The organism is Streptomyces triticagri (assembly GCF_003429565.1).
Classification (GTDB): Bacteria; Actinomycetota; Actinomycetes; order Streptomycetales; family Streptomycetaceae; genus Streptomyces; species Streptomyces triticagri.
Window position 1 is genome coordinate 29,969 of the sequence record NZ_QUAK01000024.1, and the last position, 16,291, is coordinate 46,259.

The 16,291-nt window shown below is 71.5% G+C and carries 13 protein-coding genes; 12 read left to right on the forward strand and 1 reads right to left on the reverse strand.

Annotated features, from left to right (window positions below; genetic code table 11):
- The first annotated feature begins 93 nt into the window (after nucleotides 1-93).
- The 4 genes from DY218_RS04850 to DY218_RS04865 all read left to right on the forward strand — a co-directional run bounded on the left by DY218_RS04850 (nucleotide 94) and on the right by DY218_RS04865 (nucleotide 5,588).
- The gene (locus tag DY218_RS04850) at nucleotides 94-888 is read left to right on the forward strand and encodes a 3-hydroxybutyrate dehydrogenase (RefSeq protein ID WP_128554656.1); all 795 of its coding nucleotides are present in this window, start codon (nucleotides 94-96) and stop codon (nucleotides 886-888) included.
- A 106-nt stretch (nucleotides 889-994) separates the two neighbouring features.
- Nucleotides 995-2,380 carry an MFS transporter gene (locus DY218_RS04855; RefSeq protein WP_128554657.1) on the forward strand — a complete coding sequence of 462 codons (1,386 nt, stop codon included), beginning with the start codon at nucleotides 995-997 and terminating at the stop codon, nucleotides 2,378-2,380.
- A 221-nt stretch (nucleotides 2,381-2,601) separates the two neighbouring features.
- Nucleotides 2,602-4,554 (forward strand): helix-turn-helix domain-containing protein, encoded by a 1,953-nt coding sequence (locus DY218_RS04860; RefSeq protein ID WP_128554658.1) that lies wholly within the window; start codon nucleotides 2,602-2,604, stop codon nucleotides 4,552-4,554.
- 110 nt (nucleotides 4,555-4,664) lie between these two features.
- Nucleotides 4,665-5,588 carry an AEC family transporter gene (locus DY218_RS04865; protein ID WP_128554659.1) on the forward strand — a complete coding sequence of 308 codons (924 nt, stop codon included), beginning with the start codon at nucleotides 4,665-4,667 and terminating at the stop codon, nucleotides 5,586-5,588.
- A 44-nt stretch (nucleotides 5,589-5,632) separates the two neighbouring features.
- Here the strand turns inward: DY218_RS04865 and DY218_RS35575 are convergent, their stop codons facing one another.
- A complete protein-coding gene (locus tag DY218_RS35575; protein ID WP_128554660.1) occupies nucleotides 5,633-6,322 on the reverse strand; it encodes an ArsR/SmtB family transcription factor in 690 nt (229 codons plus the stop codon).
- 64 nt (nucleotides 6,323-6,386) lie between these two features.
- Between DY218_RS35575 and DY218_RS04875 the strand changes: the two genes are divergently transcribed.
- The 8 genes from DY218_RS04875 to DY218_RS04905 form a co-directional block, all read left to right on the forward strand.
- Nucleotides 6,387-6,851, forward strand: a complete 465-nt coding sequence (locus DY218_RS04875) for an OsmC family protein (protein ID WP_128554661.1) — start codon at nucleotides 6,387-6,389, stop codon at nucleotides 6,849-6,851.
- Nucleotides 6,852-6,908: 57 nt separating this feature from the next.
- A complete protein-coding gene (locus tag DY218_RS04880; RefSeq protein ID WP_128554662.1) occupies nucleotides 6,909-7,280 on the forward strand; it encodes an NUDIX domain-containing protein in 372 nt (123 codons plus the stop codon).
- A 533-nt stretch (nucleotides 7,281-7,813) separates the two neighbouring features.
- Nucleotides 7,814-10,135 carry an FdhF/YdeP family oxidoreductase gene (locus tag DY218_RS04885; RefSeq protein ID WP_128554663.1) on the forward strand — a complete coding sequence of 774 codons (2,322 nt, stop codon included), beginning with the start codon at nucleotides 7,814-7,816 and terminating at the stop codon, nucleotides 10,133-10,135.
- Entirely contained in the window at nucleotides 10,123-10,959 is an 837-nt protein-coding gene (gene fdhD / locus DY218_RS04890) for a formate dehydrogenase accessory sulfurtransferase FdhD (protein WP_128554664.1), read from the forward strand. Before DY218_RS04885 ends, fdhD begins: the two co-directional genes overlap by 13 nt.
- A gap of 65 nt (nucleotides 10,960-11,024) precedes the next feature.
- Complete coding sequence (locus DY218_RS04895; RefSeq protein ID WP_128554665.1) at nucleotides 11,025-12,020, forward strand: LysR family transcriptional regulator; 996 nt, start codon at nucleotides 11,025-11,027, stop codon at nucleotides 12,018-12,020.
- 160 nt (nucleotides 12,021-12,180) lie between these two features.
- The gene (locus DY218_RS04900; RefSeq protein ID WP_199566632.1) at nucleotides 12,181-13,581 is read left to right on the forward strand and encodes an OFA family MFS transporter; all 1,401 of its coding nucleotides are present in this window, start codon (nucleotides 12,181-12,183) and stop codon (nucleotides 13,579-13,581) included.
- A 60-nt stretch (nucleotides 13,582-13,641) separates the two neighbouring features.
- Nucleotides 13,642-13,773, forward strand: coding sequence for an MFS transporter small subunit (locus DY218_RS35580; protein ID WP_267899361.1), 132 nt, complete (start codon nucleotides 13,642-13,644; stop codon nucleotides 13,771-13,773).
- Nucleotides 13,774-14,350: 577 nt separating this feature from the next.
- The coding region (locus DY218_RS04905; RefSeq protein ID WP_128554667.1) for a sensor histidine kinase at nucleotides 14,351-16,291 on the forward strand (1,941 nt) is incomplete at its 3' end.

The window sequence follows — 16,291 nt, forward strand, 5'->3', positions numbered from 1 at the left end:
CCGGCTCATGGTGGAGAGAGCCATGACGGAGGGATGGTTTGTGGCTCTCCCACACATGGGAGCGGTGCAGCCCGCTCCCTACTGTTTCCGGCCATGACGAACTCTTCTCCCGCGGCGGCCCCGCTGCCGCCGCCGGCCGCCGCCGTCGACCTGACCGGACGCACGGCCCTGGTCACCGGCGGCGGCAGCGGCATCGGGCGGGCCTGTGTGCTCGCCCTGGCCCAGGCAGGAGCAACGGTCCATGTGGTCGACCGGGACGCCGACGGGGCGAAGGCGGTCGCGGAGATCGCGGGCGGCGTGGCCCATGTCGCCGACCTCGCGGACCCGGACGCGATCGCTCTGCTGCCCGCCGAGGCCGACATCCTGGTCAACAACGCCGGCCTGCAGTACGTCGCCCCGCTCACCGAATTCTCCCGCGAACGCTTCGAGTTGATCCAGCGGGTGATGGTCACGGCGCCGTTCCTGCTGATGCAGCGGACCTTGCCGCACATGCAGCACACGGGCTGGGGCCGGATCGTCAACGTCTCCAGCGTCCACGGCCTGCGCGCCAGTGCCTACAAATCGGCGTACGTCGCGGCCAAGCACGGCCTGGAGGGCCTCAGCAAGGTCGCCGCGATCGAGGGCGCATCGCACGGAGTCACCAGCAACTGCGTCAGCCCCGGCTATGTGCGGACGCCGCTCGTCGAGGGCCAGGTCCGCGACCAGGCCGCCGCGCACGGCATCAGCGAGGGGGACGTGGTCTCCGACGTGCTGCTCGCCCGGTCGCCGATGAAGCGACTCATCGAGGCGGAGGAGGTCGCGGCCGCCGTCGTCTGGCTGTGCGGCCCGCACGCCCGCCATCTCACGGGCGCCTCACTCCCGCTCGACGGCGGCTGGACCGCGGGCTGACCGCCACTCCCGCTCCCCGCCCCGCCAAGTACCGCCTCGCACCGCCCCGTTCCGCCGCACAGCCCGCACCGCCGTCCCCGTCCCCACGTGTGAAACCCGGTGAATCATGACTGACACCCCGAAACCGGTCGACCTCTCCAAGCCACAAGGCAGCATCCGGCGCATCGTCGCCGCGAGCCTGATCGGCACGACGATCGAGTGGTACGACTTCTTCCTCTACGGCTCGGCCGCGGCCCTGGTGTTCAACACCCTGTTCTTCCCGTCCGCCGACCCCCTGGTGGGCACCCTGATCGCCTTCGTCACGTATGCGATCGGCTTCCTGGCCCGGCCGCTCGGCGGCATCGTCTTCGGCCACTACGGCGACAAGATCGGACGCAAGAAGCTCCTGGTCATCAGCCTGCTGATGATGGGCGGAGCGACCTTCGCGATGGGCCTGCTGCCGACCTACGCAAGCATCGGCGTCGGCGCGCCGATCCTGCTCACCGTGCTCCGCCTGATCCAGGGCTTCGCCCTCGGCGGCGAATGGGGCGGTGCGGTGCTCATCGTGTCCGAGCACGGCGGGGACAAACACCGCGGCTTCTGGGCCTCCTGGCCGCAGAGCGGCGCACCCGGCGGCAATCTGCTCGCCACCGGAGTCCTCGCGCTGCTCGCCGCCTTCCAGTCCGAGGCCGCCTTCGAGGCCTGGGGCTGGCGGATCCCGTTCCTGCTCTCCGGTGTGCTCGTGGTGATCGGCCTGTGGATCCGCGTATCGGTCTCCGAATCGCCGGTGTTCCTCGAGGCGCAGGCCAAGGCGGAGGCGGCAGCGGCCCGCGGCGAGACGGAGAAGCCGCCGGTGGTCCAGGTGTTCCGTCGCAGCTGGCGCGAGGTCCTCTCGGCCATCGGCGTCCGCTTCGGCGAGAACATCTCGTACTACATCCTCACCTCCTTCGTGCTGGTCTACGTCACCACGCACCTCGGGCTGCCGAAGAGCACGGCCCTGAACGCCGTCCTCATCGGCTCGGCCGTCCACTTCGTCACGATCCCGGCGTGGGGTGCGCTGTCCGACCGGCTCGGGCGGCGCCCCGTCTCGCTGATCGGGTCGGTCGGCATGGCCGCCTGGGCGTTCGCCTTCTTCACCCTCGTCGACTCCGAGTCGTTCATGGTGATCACGCTTGCGGTGACGGCGGGCCTCGTGCTGCACGGTGCGATGTACGGGCCGCAGGCCGCCTTCATCTCCGAGATGTTCGACACCAAGGTCCGCTACTCGGGGGCCTCGATGGGCTCCCAGCTCGCCTCGATCGTGGCCGGCGCGCTGGCCCCGATCATCGCGGTCGAGCTGCTGCGGGAGTTCGACTCCTCGATCCCGGTCAGCCTCTATCTCTGTGCGGCGGCCGTGGTCACCACGATCACGGTGGCGGTCACCCGCGAGACCCTCGGCCGCGACCTCACCCGCAACCGCGACGAGGACCCGAAGCAGGCCGAGCCCGCGGACGCCCCGCGGGTCCGGGTCTGACCGGTCCGTCCACCGGGTCCCGGCCCCCTCCGCCGGGCCCGTGGGCGCCGGGCGCCGCCCACGCTGCCGCGTCGCTCCTGCGCACACGGCAGACTGGGCGGCGTCCCTGTGTCCCGGCGCGCGTTGACCTGGCACGAGCGAGTGCGAGTACAGAGACCGTACGAGGACAGGGCACGTACGAGGACAGAGTCCCTACGACCCGCCCCGACCGGAGGAGGACCATGCCCGCCGACCGGAGCCACCCGCCCGCCACGGCCTCCGTGCGCCGCCTCCTCGACCTGCTCGCCGCGGACGCCCCCGCCGAGGAACTCGCCGCCGAGCCCGCCCGCACCCGGGCGGCCGGTGTGCAGGCCGGCGACGTCGAGCAGGTCGCCGAAGCCACCGAAGTGGCCCTCTCCGTACGCCGGGCACTCGACCAGCACCTGCGCCGCGAGGCCGAACTGGTCGCGCTCTTCGACACCGCGGGCGACCTCGCGGGACTGCGCGACCTGGACGCCGTACTGCGCGCGATCGTCCGGCGGGCCCGCACCCTGCTCGGCGCCGACGTCGCGTATCTGACGCTCAACGACCCGGTCGAGCACGACACCTTCATGCGGGTCACCGAGGGCTCCGTCTCCGCCGCCTTCCAGCAGCTCAGGCTCGGCATGGGGGAGGGGCTCGGCGGTCTCGTCGCCCAGACCGCGCGCCCCTACGCCAGCACCGACTACCGCACCGACCAGCGCTTCCGGCACACCGGACCGATCGACGACGGCGTGGCCGAGGAGGGCCTGCGCGGCATCCTCGGCGTGCCACTGCGGCTCGGCGAGGAGATCATCGGAGTGCTGTTCGCGGCCAACCGCACCCCGCGCGAGTTCACCCCCGACGCCATCGCCCTGCTCGGATCGCTCGCCGCGCACGCCGCCGTCGCCATCGACAGCGCCCGCCTCCTGGAGGAGACTCGCAGCACCCTGGCCCGCCTCGAAGCGGCCAACGAGACGGCCCGGGCGCACAGCGCCGCCCTGCACCGGGCCTCCGACGCCCACGACCGCCTCACCAAACTCGTCCTGCGCGGCGCCGGCATCGACGACGTGGCCGCCGAGATCGCCGCACTGCTCGGCGGCGGACTCGCCGTCCACGACACCGACGGCAGCGAGATGGCCCGCGCCCACACCGAGGCCGTCGCGCCCTCCGCGGCCGGTCTCGCGGCCTCGCACGCGGACGGCCGCGCGGCGTACGCGGACGGCGTGTGGACCTGCGCCGTGCTCGCCGGCACCGAGCCGCTCGGCAGCATCGTGCTCACCGGAAGGACCGGACTCAGCGAAGCGGACCGGCGGTTGTTCGAGCGGGCCGCCCTGGTCACCGCGCTCCTTCTGCTCCTGCGCCGCTCCGTCGCGGAGGCCGAGGACCGGGTACGCGGCGAACTCCTCGACGACCTGCTCGCCGGCCCCGACTCCTCGACGCACTGGGACAGCGGCAGCCTGACCCTGCGGGCCCGCCGGCTCGGCGTCCACCTCGGCAGGCCGCACATCGTCGCCGTACTCGGCTGCGAACCACAGCTGCGCTCCCGCCTCGCCGCCGAGACCGCCCGCACCGCCCGGTCGCTCGGCGGACTGACCGGCACCCGGCACGGCCATGTGGTGCTCCTGGCACCCGGCGACCGGCCGGGCGAACTCGCCCACACCCTGGCGACGGAGCTCGGCCGCACCCTCGGCGCGGCCGTGACGGTCGGAGCGGCGGGACCCGCGGCCGGCCCCGAGGAACTCCCGGCCGGCCATGCGGAGGCGGTCCGCTGCCTCCGGGCGCTGCACGCACTCGGCCGCACCGGCGACGGCGCCGACATCGCCGACCTCGGCTTCGTCGGCATCCTGCTCGGCGGCGACCGCTCCGACGTGCCCTCGTACGTCCAGCGCATCCTCGGTCCCGTACTGGCCTACGACGCCGAGCGCGGCACCGAACTCCTGCGCACCCTGCACGCCTACCACGACCACGGCTCCAGCCTCGCCCGGGCCAAGGACGCGCTGCATGTGCACGTGAACACCGTCGTCCAGCGCCTTGACCGGGTGGCCCAACTCCTCGGCCCCGACTGGAACTCCCCGGCCCGCGCCCTGGAGACCCACCTCGCGCTGCGCCTGCACCGGCTCACCCACGGCGCGGACGGCAGCCCGCTCGGGCCGGGAGCCGACCGCGACCGGTGACCCACGTGCGGGGCCCGCGCACCAGGGCGGCGGGAGCCGCCACGTAGGGTTGCCCGGGGTCGGCGCGGGGGACAGGAGAATCCGGCCCGTGCGGGGCATTGGGGCGGGTCATGCAGGGAGTTCTCACCGGATTCGCGGTGATCGCCGTGGTCATAGCCGTCGGCTACGTCCTCGGACTGCGCGGACACCTCGGCGAGGACGGCCGCACGGTCCTGACCCGGCTCGCCTTCAACGTCGCCACGCCCGCCCTGCTCTTCACCACCCTCGCCCGCGCCGACCTGTCGGTCGTCCTGTCCGGACGGCTCCTGGTCACCGCCGCGAGCACCGCCGTCGCAGCCGGCGTCTTCCTCGCCTTCGGTGTCGTACGGCGCTGGAGCATCGGCCGGCTCACCCTCGGCGCCCTCTGCTCCAGTTACGTCAACGCGGGCAATCTGGGCATCCCGATCGCCGTGTACGTCCTCGGCGACGCCTCGTTCGTCGCGCCCGTGCTGCTGTTCCAGCAGATCGTCGTCACGCCGCTCGCGCTGACCGTCCTGGACCTCAGCGGCCGTCCCGGCGAACGGCGCAGACTCGGGCACCGGCTGACCACCCCGCTGCGCAATCCGATGGCGGTGGGCACCCTCTCGGGCGTCACGGTCGCCGCCACCGGGTGGACCGTGCCGGGCCCGGCCCTCGAACCGCTCACCCTCATCGGCAACATGTCCGTCCCCGCGGTCCTGCTCGCCTTCGGCATCTCGCTGCGCGGGAGCGGACTGCCCGCACGCGGCGCCGACCGGCCGGCGATCATCCTGTCCGCCGCACTCAAGACGATCGTGCAGCCGCTCGCCGCCTGGGCCATCGGCGCCGGCGTCCTGAACCTGGAGCGCGAGGCGCTGCTCGCCGTCACCGTGACCTCGGCGCTGCCCGCCGCACAGAACCTCTTCACCTACGCCTCGCAGTACCGGGTCGCCGAGCAACTGACCCGTGAATCCATCCTGTTGTCCACGGCGGTGTCCGTACCGGTACTGATCGCCATCGCGGCACTGCTGGGATAGGGCACCCGCACACAGGACCGCACGGAGACCGCACGGGCCCCCGGTCATGCGTTCAGGTCGACACCCCACGTCCGGCGCACGAACGCGCGGCCCGCGTCCGTGACATCGAGCCCGCGCCCGGACGCATGGCGCACCACCCAGCCCGCCGCCAGGAACCGCCTGCCCACCGCCGCCCCCAGCGCGCCCGCCAGATGGTCGCGGCGCTCCGTCCAGTCCAGGCAGACCCGGGTGGTGGGGCGGCGGGCCGCGATCGCCCCGTCGACGTCCACACCGATGCCGCGCAGCCCGTCCGCGCCCGCGTCGGTGAGCGCGAGTGCCGCGCGGTCGGCCAGCCACCCCTGCTCCGCCCAGGCGTCCGCGAGAGCGATACCGAGCCGCCCCGCGAGGTGGTCGTAACAGAACCGCGCCGCGGCCAGCCGCTCCATCTGGCGACTGCGCCGGTAGCCGGAGACCGGCGCCGGACCGGTGAGCGCGCCGAGCGCCTCGAGCGCGGCGGCGACCTGCGAACCCGCGAGGCCGTACCGGCGGCTTCGTCCGTGCACCTCGACGGTGACGAGCCCGGCCTCCACGAGTACCGCCAGATGCTCCGACGCGGTCGAGGCACTCACCCCGGCCGCCCGCGCGAGCTCCCCCGCGGGCCGCCGCGCACCGTCCATCAGCAGATTCAAGAACACCGACCGCGCGGGCGCCCCGAGCGCCTTCCCCAACTGTGTGAAGTCCCGATCCCTGCCCATCCCGTCACGGTACGGCGGTGACGTTTCGGCCGCTGCCGAAGTGTTCGGCGCCTAGTTTTGCCGTATGAGCGCACACAGTTACCGGGCCCTGCTGCACTGGGACGGTTCCACCGCCGACGGCATCCGCACCTACTCGCGTGAGCACACCGCACTGGCGCCACCCGCCGGTCAGGAGCTGCGGTTGAGTGCGGATCCCGCTTTCCGGGGCAGTCCCGAGCTGCTCAATCCGGAGCAGCTCGTGGTGATGGCCGCCTCGTCCTGCCAGCTGCTGTCGTTCCTCGCCGTCGCCGCCCGCGCGGGAGTGGACGTACTCGGCTACGACGACGAGGCCACCAGCCGGCTCGATCTCACGGCCGATCCCGCCCGCCTCACGGCGATCCGGCTGAACGTGACCGTACGGACCGCCGCCGGCACCGACACCGCCCGGATCCAGGCCCTCGCCGCCCAGGCCCACCGCGAGTGCTACATCGCCAACAGCCTCTCCGTCCCGGTCGAGGTCACGACGACTCATGAGTCCGCGCCGGGGTAGGCGACCGCCCGCGGTACCCGCGTCGCCGGACGCGACCGTGCCTGGAGAGGAGCGACCGTGACCCTGGACCAACCCCCCGCGGACGTGGTGGAGGCGGTGGTCGTCTACGACGGGCAGCTGCTGCTCGTGGCGGCGGCGGGCGGCGCCTGGACGCTGCCGTCGGGCAGCACGGAGCCGGCCGAGTCCGCGGAGGCCGCCGCGGCGCGCATCGTCTACGAACTCACCAGCTATCTCGTCGACGGCTCGCCACCGCTGGAGCCACGGAGCGCCGGCCGGGCGGCCGTGGTCTGCCACCCGCTCAGCGAGATCCCTTCGGAGGGCGGCAGCCTGCCGCCGGAGCGGCTGCGCTGGGTCGCCTTCACGGACCTCGACCAGATCGAACTGCCCCCGGCCGTACGGGAGTACGTGCGCGGGCACACACCGGCCTGACGGGTGGGCGCCACCCGCTCCCAGCTCCGCGGGCGGCGCACGGCGAGCCGGCCGAGGAGGGCGTACGCACGCTGCTCCGCGGCCGCGAGCGCCGCCGGGTCGATGCCGGCGGGCCCTGTGCGCCGTGCCCGCCCGTCTCGCGCGACGTCAATTTCGGTGTCCGATGTTCTCCCGGCCGTGAAGTCCGGTTATGGGTGGCGTAGTAATTCCCCGGGAATTCCGGGTGGCCGGCCTGGGCGGAGGTGCCGGAAAAGTCAAAGAGCGATGGTCGATGGCTCCATAGGAGATGGTTGTCGAAGCGCATGGTGATTGCGTACGCCTTACGTATGACCTGGTGGAGCGGCTGACGTCCGTACGCGGGATGGCCGTGTCCGCCTGGATAAACGCCGCCTATCGATCCATCGAAAAGGTTGCTTTGACTTGCCGCAGATGCGGGAGGAAAGTAGCTCCGCGGTCGTTTCCGGCAATCTCCGGGGCCGCGACAGGGGAAGCATTCCGGGAGCGAGCGTTCGGGGAAAGAGGCAGAACAGAAGATGAGCGGCACCGAGGACCCGGTCGACGATCTGACGGTCACCCTGCCGAAGGACTGGGCCGCGGGCGTCCCCGCGGTCACCCACGCCCTCCGGTACTCGCTGGGCCAGACGTCACCGCGTCGCACCGCCCTGACCCTGCTCAACATCAACCAGGCCGAGGGCATCGACTGCCCGGGCTGCGCCTGGCCCGAACCGGCCCCGGGCAAGCGCCACCTCAACGAGTACTGCGAGAACGGCGCCAAGCACATCAACGACGAGGCCACCTCGCGCCGCGTCACCCGCGACTTCTTCCGCGAGCACTCCATAGCCGACCTGGACGCGAAGTCCGACCACTGGCTCAACCAGCAGGGCCGCCTCACCGAACCGATGGTCAAGCGCCCCGGCGCCACCCACTACGAGCCCGTCGCCTGGGACGAGGCCCTCGACCTGCTCGCCGGTGAACTCGACGCACTGGACTCACCCGACGAGGCACTCTTCTACGTCTCCGGCCGCCTGAACAACGAAGCGGCCTTCCTGCTGCAGCTCTTCGCCCGCGCCTACGGCACCAACAACCTGCCCGACTGCTCCAACATGTGCCACGAGTCGAGCGGTTCCGCGATGTCGCAGTCCCTGGGCATCGGCAAGGGCAGTGTCGGCCTGGACGACATCCACCAAGCGGACCTGGTGTTCGTCGTCGGCCAGAACCCGGGCACCAACCACCCGCGCATGCTCTCCGCACTCGAGGAGACCAAGCACAACGGCGGCCGGGTGGTGGCGGTCAACACCCTGCCCGAAGCGGGCCTGATGCGCTTCAAGAACCCGCAGCGCCCGCGCGGAGTCGTCGGCCGCGGCACGGCCATCGCCGACCGGTTCCTGCACATCAAGGCCGGCGGCGACCTCGCCCTCTTCCAGGCACTCAACCTGCTGCTCCTCGAAGCGGAGGACGCCGCTCCCGGCACTGTCGTGGACCACGAGTTCGTCGACCGGTACACCGCCGACTTCACCGAATTCGCCGACCACACCCGCAAGGTGTCCTGGGACCACGTCCTCGACGCGACCGGGCTCACCCGCGAGGAGATCGAGCAGGTCCACGAGCAGGTCCTGGCGAGCAAGAAGATCATCGTGTGCTGGGCGATGGGCATCACCCAGCACAAGCACGGCGTGCCCACCATCCGGGAGATGGTCAACTTCCTTCTCCTGCGCGGCAACATGGGCCGGCCGGGCGCGGGCGTGTGTCCCGTCCGCGGCCACAGCAATGTGCAGGGCGACCGCACCATGGGCGTCTGGGAGCGGATGCCGCAGACGTTCCTCGACGCCCTGGGCCGCGAGTTCGGCTTCACCCCGCCGTCCCGGCACGGCCTGGACGCGGTCGACGGCATCCGCGCCATGTCGCAGGGGCGCGCCAAGGTATTCCTCGGCGTCGCCGGCAACTTCGTACGGGCCACACCCGACAGCGAGGTCACCGAGGCGGCGATGCGCGGTTGCCGGCTCACCGCGCACATCTCCACCAAACTCAACCGGTCGCACACGGTCTGCGGCGAGACCGCGCTGATCCTGCCCACGCTCGGCCGCAGCGACCGCGACGTCCAGGCATCCGGCGAGCAGTTCATCACCGTCGAGGACTCGATGAGCGAAGTGCATGCCTCCCGGGGCAAGTTGCCGCCCGCATCCCCGCATCTGCTCAGCGAGGTCGCGATCATCGCCAGACTCGCCCGCCGCACCCTCGGCACCTCACCCGACATCCCGTGGGAGGACTTCGAGGCCGACTACGGCACCGTCCGCGACCGCATCGCGCGAGTGATCCCCGGCTTCGAGGACTTCAACGCACGCGTCGCACGCCCCGGCGGATTCACCCTGCCCAACCCGGTGAACCGGCGCGTCTTCCCCACCCCGAGCGGCAAGGCCCTCTTCACCTGCAACGACTTCACCATGCCGCACGTACCCGAGGGACATCTGCTGCTGCAGACCCTGCGCTCGCACGACCAGTGGAACACCGTCTGGTACGCGCCGAACGACCGCTACCGCGGCATCCACAACGCCCGCCGCGTCGTCCTGGTCAACCCGGCCGATCTGGCCGAACTCGGCCTGCAGGACGGCCAGTCGGTCGACCTGGTGAGCATCTGGCACGACCGTCGCGAGCGCCGCGCGGAGGGATTCACCACGGTCGCCTACCCGGCGAGCCGTGGCTCGGCGGCCGCGTACTACCCGGAGACCAACGTCCTCGTCCCCCTGGACAGCGTGGCCGACATCAGCAACTGCCCCACCTCCAAAGGCATCGTGGTCCGCCTGGAGCCGGCCCGTCGCCCCGCGGCCGAGGAGGAGGCCGTGGCATGGGCCGGGTGACCGCACGCCGGCGCGTCCTGCGTGTCCGGGACGGCGTGCAGACGTACCGCCCGGACACCCTGGCGGCCGAGGAACCCATGGAGATCCGCGTCGGCGGCCGCCCGCTCAGCGTGACCATGCGCACCCCGGGCAACGACTTCGACCTCGCGGCCGGCTTCCTGGCCGGGGAGGGCGTCCTGCACGCCGCCGAAGAGATCGCCGGAATCCGCTACTGCGCCGGCGCCACCGCGGACGGAAGCAACACGTACAACGTGGTGGACGTCGGCCTGGCTCCGGGCGTCGCCGCCCCCGACGCCTCCCTTGAGCGCAACTTCTACACCACCTCGTCCTGCGGCCTCTGCGGAAAGGCGGGTCTCGACGCGGTACGCACCAACGCCCGGTGGTCCGTGGCCGACGACCCGCTGCGGATCGGCCCGGAACGTCTGACCGCGCTGCCCGACCGGCTCCGCGCGGCCCAGAAGGTCTTCGACTCCACGGGCGGACTGCACGCGGCCGGGCTCTTCACCGCGGACGGCGAACTCCTGTGCCTGCGCGAGGACGTGGGCCGGCACAACGCCGTGGACAAGGTGGTCGGACACGCCCTGCGCGCTGGACTGCTGCCGCTGCGCGGCACGGCCCTGATGGTGAGCGGCCGCGCCTCGTTCGAACTGGTGCAGAAGGCCGTCATGGCCGGAATCCCGCTGCTGGCCGCGGTGTCCGCGCCGTCCTCGCTCGCGGTGGACCTGGCCGACGAGAGCGGGCTGACCCTGGTCGGCTTCCTGCGCGGCACCTCGATGAATGTGTACACCGGAGCGGAACGCCTGCAGCCGACACCCGTGGGCTGACCCGTCGGGGCACGGACCGCTGGTCACCTTTACCTTCCACTCCGGTACGGGGTAAGTGTTGCTGCATGCTGCTGCGCCAACTGGAATATCTGAACGCCCTCGCGCGCGAGGCCCATTTCGGCCGGGCAGCGGAAGCTTGCCACGTCTCCCAGCCCGCCCTCTCGGCAGGCATCCGCAAACTCGAGGACGAGCTCGGGGTGCAGATCGTCCAGCGCGGCCACCGCTTCGAGGGATTCACCCCCGAGGGCAGACAGGTCCTGCAGTGGGCGCACCGCATGATCGCCGAGAAGGACGCGATGCGCAGCGAACTGGCGAGCATGCGCGGCGGGCTGACCGGAGTGCTGCGGATCGGGGCGGTGCCCACGGCCCTGACGGTCGCGTCCCTGCTGACCGGCCCGCTGCACGAGCAGCACCCCACGATGCAGTTCTCGCTCGACTCGATGTCCTCGCGCGAGATCGTGAGCCGGCTCAACGAATTCGACATCGACGCCGGAATGACGTACATCGACGGTGAACCGCTCGGCAAGGTCCGCGTCGTACCGCTCTACCGCGAGCGCTATCTCTTTCTGACCCCGAATGACGGGGAATTCGCCGGACTCGACTCGATCAGCTGGGCGGAGGCGGCCACGGCCCCGCTCTGTCTGCTGGCTCCGGTCATGCAGAACCGCAGAATTCTCGACGGCCATTTTGCCGAGGACGGCGCGACCGTGAACCCGGTGGTCGAGACCGACACGGTTTCCGCGGTATACGCACACATCTCCGCCATGCGCCTGTCGAGCGTCATCCCCCATGCCTGGCTGCACAGTTTCGGAGTCCCGGCAGGCACCACGGTCATCGCACTGCCACGCCCCGCCCGCACCCATCAGGTGGGCCTTGTCCTGGCCGACCGTGGCCCCGGTTCGTTGCTCGCCCGTGCCCTGGTCGACACGGCACGCCAGGTCGACATGGGCAGCGAACTGGACAGGGCGATGCGCCGCCACCTCCCCTCCGCGCATCCTGGAGAGAATCTCGCGGGACAGAACGGAACCGACCCGAACATCGCGGAAAAACCGACGAGTTGATAACTCGGCGTTATCGAAAGATTTGCAGCGGGACTTTGACGTGGATCAGTTCCAGCTTTAACTTTTCCATGCTCAACGACAGTTCGGCGATACGACGGTGCAACTACCCCGTCCGCACAGCCGATCACCGCTTCGCACAAGGAGGTCGACAGTGGCCGTACTGTCCTTTCTCGACCGCGAACGCACGGTGGCTCCCCCCGGATACAGCCGCTGGCTGATCCCGCCCGCCGCGCTCGCCATCCATCTCTGCATCGGGCAGGCCTACGCGACAAGCGTGTACAAGACCGTCCTGGTCGAGCACTTCGACACCTCCCTGACTGCGATCGGGGTCATCTTCTCCATAGCCATCGTGGTGCTCGGCCTGTCGGCCGCCGTGATGGGCACCTGGGTGGACCGGGTCGGGCCGCGCAAGGCGATGTTCACCGCCGCCTGCTGCTGGTGCTCGGGCTTCCTGGTGGGCGCACTCGGCATCGCCACCGGCCAGTTGTGGCTGGTGTACCTGGGCTACGGCGCACTCGGCGGCATCGGTCTCGGCATCGGCTACATCTCACCGGTGTCCACTCTGATCAAGTGGTTCCCGGACCGCCCGGGCCTCGCCACCGGCATGGCCATCATGGGCTTCGGCGGCGGCGCCCTGGTCGCCTCGCCGCTCTCCAGGGACCTGCTGTCGCTGTACGCACCCGACGGGGCGGACGGAGCCGCCGTCGCCAAACTGTTCCTCACCCTCGGCATCGTCTACTTCGCGGTGATGATGCTCGGCGTCTTCACCGTCCGCGTACCGGCACCCGGCTGGATCCCGGAGGGCTTCGACCCGTCGCAGGTCGCAGCGAAGCCGATGGTGACGACCGCCCAGGTGTCCGCGAACAACGCGATCAGGACACCTCAGTTCTGGCTCCTGTGGACCGTGCTGTTCTGCAATGTCACGGCCGGGATCGGCATCCTGGAACAGGCCAGCCCGATGATCCAGGACTTCTTCCGCGAGGACGGCGACTCCACCGTGACAGCCGCCGCGGCCGCCGGATTCGTCGGACTGCTCTCGGTGTTCAACATGGCCGGCCGGTTCGTCTGGTCCTCCACCTCGGACTACATCGGCCGCAAGCCCGTCTATGTGGTCTACCTGGGCGTAGGCGTCGGCCTCTACACCCTGCTCGCCCTGGTCGGCGGCACCTCGACGGCCCTCTTCGTCCTCCTGGCCGCCGTCATCATCTCCTTCTACGGCGGCGGATTCGCCACCGTCCCCGCCTACTTGAGGGACCTGTTCGGCACCTTCCAGGTCGGCGCCATCCACGGCCGGCTGCTCACCGCCTGGTCCACTGCGGGCGTCGCCGGACCGCTGATCGTCAACAGCATCCTGGACGCCCGTGGCACCCCCGGCGAACTGGTCGCCGCCGACTACCGCCCGGCCCTGTTCACCATGGTCGGCGTCCTGGCGATCGGCTTCGTGGCCAATCTCCTCGTACGCCCCGTCGCCGCCCGCCACCACGAGAAGCCGGCCGGGCAGCCGACCCCGAAGGAACCGGCCGCCGAGGAGACCGAACCGCAGCAAGTGGCCCCGGACTAGGGGGCCTCGAAGTACCCGCGTCCCACCCAGCCTCACGCACCAGCGAAGGAGGAATCACCCATGCCGGAACGTCCCGTCGCGCCCGGGGGCCAGGCCCCGCGGATCGCCCTCTCCTGGCTGATCGTCGGAGTGCCGCTCATCTACGGAGTCGTCCAGGCCATCAGGTCGAGCCTGCCCCTGTTCACGGGCTGACGCCCATAGGGCCTGCGCTCACGGGCTGAGGCGCATACGGCCGATGCTCACGTGCTGACCAGCGCCGCGCACCGTGCGCACCGACCGACGCGGCCCGCACCGAGGACCCGATCCCACTCCCGGGGCCGGGTCCTCGGTTCGTCACGACGGGAACATCCCGCTGGGAGGACTCGGCGCGGCCACTCCGGACGGGCGGCCCGTTCGCATTCCGCTTCAATGTTCGAGAGCGCTCTCGTGCCGTGCCTGGCGCAATCTCGGCGATCGGCTCGCTGACCTCGAAGAAGGGGAGTATGAAGGGGTGTTGAGCCACCCCGTGAGCGACCGTCCGTCGTCAATTCGGTCGATTGTGCGAGACATCATGCCAGAACAGTCCCCACTTTCGCGCGAGTTTGGCAACTGCCCGCTGCACATGATGAGTTGACGACTACTGTGTGTGCCCGAGGAGCAACGCAGCCTTGCGCGTCCGATGTTTCCCGCCGAGCGGTGCAGCCATTCCGCATGCGGGATCAGGGCGCGCCGGACACAGCCCACGCACCTTCGCCGGCCACCGGCCGGAGAAGCCCACTCGAGGACACTGATGTCTCACCTTCGTGAACCGGCCGCACGCGCAGACCGCCGTGAGGGCGGGCGGCACGGCAGGCCGGGACCCCGTGCGGCCCAGCCGGCGGCCGAGGTCCAGATACGCCGCCAGCTGCTGCGCACCGCGGTGCTGCCCGCGGTGGCCGTGGCCCTCGGCGGGATCGCCGCCGTCCTCTTCACCCTGCGCTCCACCGGAGCCGAAGTGTCGCCGGCGCTGTGCGCCGTGCTCGCCGCCGCAGCGGCGGTGGCCGTCGCAGGCATCGTCGCCGGCGCCAAGTCCGCGGACCGCGCGGCCCGTTCGCTGACCGACCGGGTCACCGAGCTGCGCCGCAGCAGCGCCCGCGGCCAGACCGAGCTGCGCGGCCTCGTCGAGCAGCTGCGCAAGGGTGAGCCGCCGTCCCGACGCCGTACCCCCGACCGGAAGCACTCCGCTGCAGGAGACGAGTTCGACCTGCTCGCTGACGAGCTCGGCCGCGCCCACGAGGTGGCCCTCAGCTCCGTGGTGCAGGCGGCGCAGCTCGCCGACCAGGCCGGCAGCGACCAGAAGGTCGAGGTCTTCGTCAACCTCGCCCGGCGCCTCCAGTCGCTCGTACACCGCGAGATCCAGCTGCTCGACGAGCTCGAGAACCAGGTCGAGGACCCCGAGCTCCTCAAGGGCCTCTTCCACGTCGATCAGCTCGCCACCCGCATCCGCCGGCACGCGGAGAACCTGGCGGTGCTGGGCGGCGCCATCTCCCGCCGGCAGTGGTCCCACCCGGTGACCGTGTCCGAGGTGATGCGCTCGGCCATAGCGGAGGTCGAGCAGTACTCCCGGATCAAGCTGGTGCCGCCCATCGACGGCACCCTGCGCGGGCACGCCGTGGCCGACGTCATCCACCTCCTCGCCGAACTCGTCGAGAACGCCACGGTGTTCTCCGCACCGCACACCCAGGTCCTGCTGCGCGCCAGTCCTGTTGCCGCCGGTCTCGCCGTCGAGGTCGAGGACCGCGGGCTCGGCATGCCCGTCGCCGAGCAGCACCGGATGAACTCCCTGCTTGCCGACCCCGACCAGGTCAATGTGGCCAGTCTGCTCTCCGACGGGCGCATCGGGCTCTTCGTGGTCTCCGCCCTGGCCCGCAGACACGGCGTCGCCGTACGGCTGCAGACCAATATCTACGGCGGTGTCCAGGCGGTCATCGTGCTGCCCCAGGGCCTGCTCGGCGCGGATCAGCCGCAGTCGGCCGGGGAGTCGGGCACACCTGCGCAGTCGAGTACATCTGCGCAGTCGGGGACACCCGTGCAGTCGGGCACACCTGCCCAACACAGCACACCTGCCGAACACGGCGCACCCGCACAGCCCGGCGTGCCGGCCCCGACCGCCGCGCCTGCCCGGACCGGCACACCGGTACCGGTACGCGACCGGGAGCCTGCCGCACCGTCAGGCCCGGCCGCCGCACAGCCGGCCCCCGCCCCGGCCACACCCGCACCGTCCGCCGAGCCCGCCCGACTCACCGCCGCAGCCGCGCCGGCCCCGACTCCGCTGCAGCCCCTGCCGAGGACCACCGAGCCGGGGTCCCCGCAGGGCGCACCCGCCGGCTCCGGGTCCGACCTCTCCCCGCAGACACCGTCCGCCCCGCGGCCGCAGCCCGAGCCCGCCGCGGACCAGCCCGTGCACACCGCCTCGCCGTACGCCGGATCGGACGGGACCCGACCGGGACCCGCGGGCCACATCGCCCGCTCCCATGCGCCCGCCGACAGCAGGACCGCGCACGACGCGTCCCCCGCCGCCCGGCACCACGACAACACTGCCGCCGCCACGGCCGGTTCACCCTCCGGCGACCCTCAGCCCGCCGTCTCCGTGCCCACCGGCGGCCTCCCGCTCCCCGTCAGGGCCCCGCAGGAGCCCCGCCCGAACCCGGCCGCCGCCGTACCCGGCGCGCGCCAGGCCGGCGGTGGACAC

Coding starts and splice junctions, on each gene's coding strand:
- DY218_RS04850 (WP_128554656.1), top strand. CDS start 94: ATGACGAACTCTTCTCCCGCGGCGGCCCCGCTGCCGCCGCCGGCCGCC.
- DY218_RS04855 (WP_128554657.1), top strand. CDS start 995: ATGACTGACACCCCGAAACCGGTCGACCTCTCCAAGCCACAAGGCAGC.
- DY218_RS04860 (WP_128554658.1), top strand. CDS start 2,602: ATGCCCGCCGACCGGAGCCACCCGCCCGCCACGGCCTCCGTGCGCCGC.
- DY218_RS04865 (WP_128554659.1), top strand. CDS start 4,665: ATGCAGGGAGTTCTCACCGGATTCGCGGTGATCGCCGTGGTCATAGCC.
- DY218_RS35575 (WP_128554660.1), bottom strand. CDS start 6,322: ATGGGCAGGGATCGGGACTTCACACAGTTGGGGAAGGCGCTCGGGGCG.
- DY218_RS04875 (WP_128554661.1), top strand. CDS start 6,387: ATGAGCGCACACAGTTACCGGGCCCTGCTGCACTGGGACGGTTCCACC.
- DY218_RS04885 (WP_128554663.1), top strand. CDS start 7,814: ATGAGCGGCACCGAGGACCCGGTCGACGATCTGACGGTCACCCTGCCG.
- fdhD (WP_128554664.1), top strand. CDS start 10,123: ATGGGCCGGGTGACCGCACGCCGGCGCGTCCTGCGTGTCCGGGACGGC.
- DY218_RS04895 (WP_128554665.1), top strand. CDS start 11,025: ATGCTGCTGCGCCAACTGGAATATCTGAACGCCCTCGCGCGCGAGGCC.
- DY218_RS35580 (WP_267899361.1), top strand. CDS start 13,642: ATGCCGGAACGTCCCGTCGCGCCCGGGGGCCAGGCCCCGCGGATCGCC.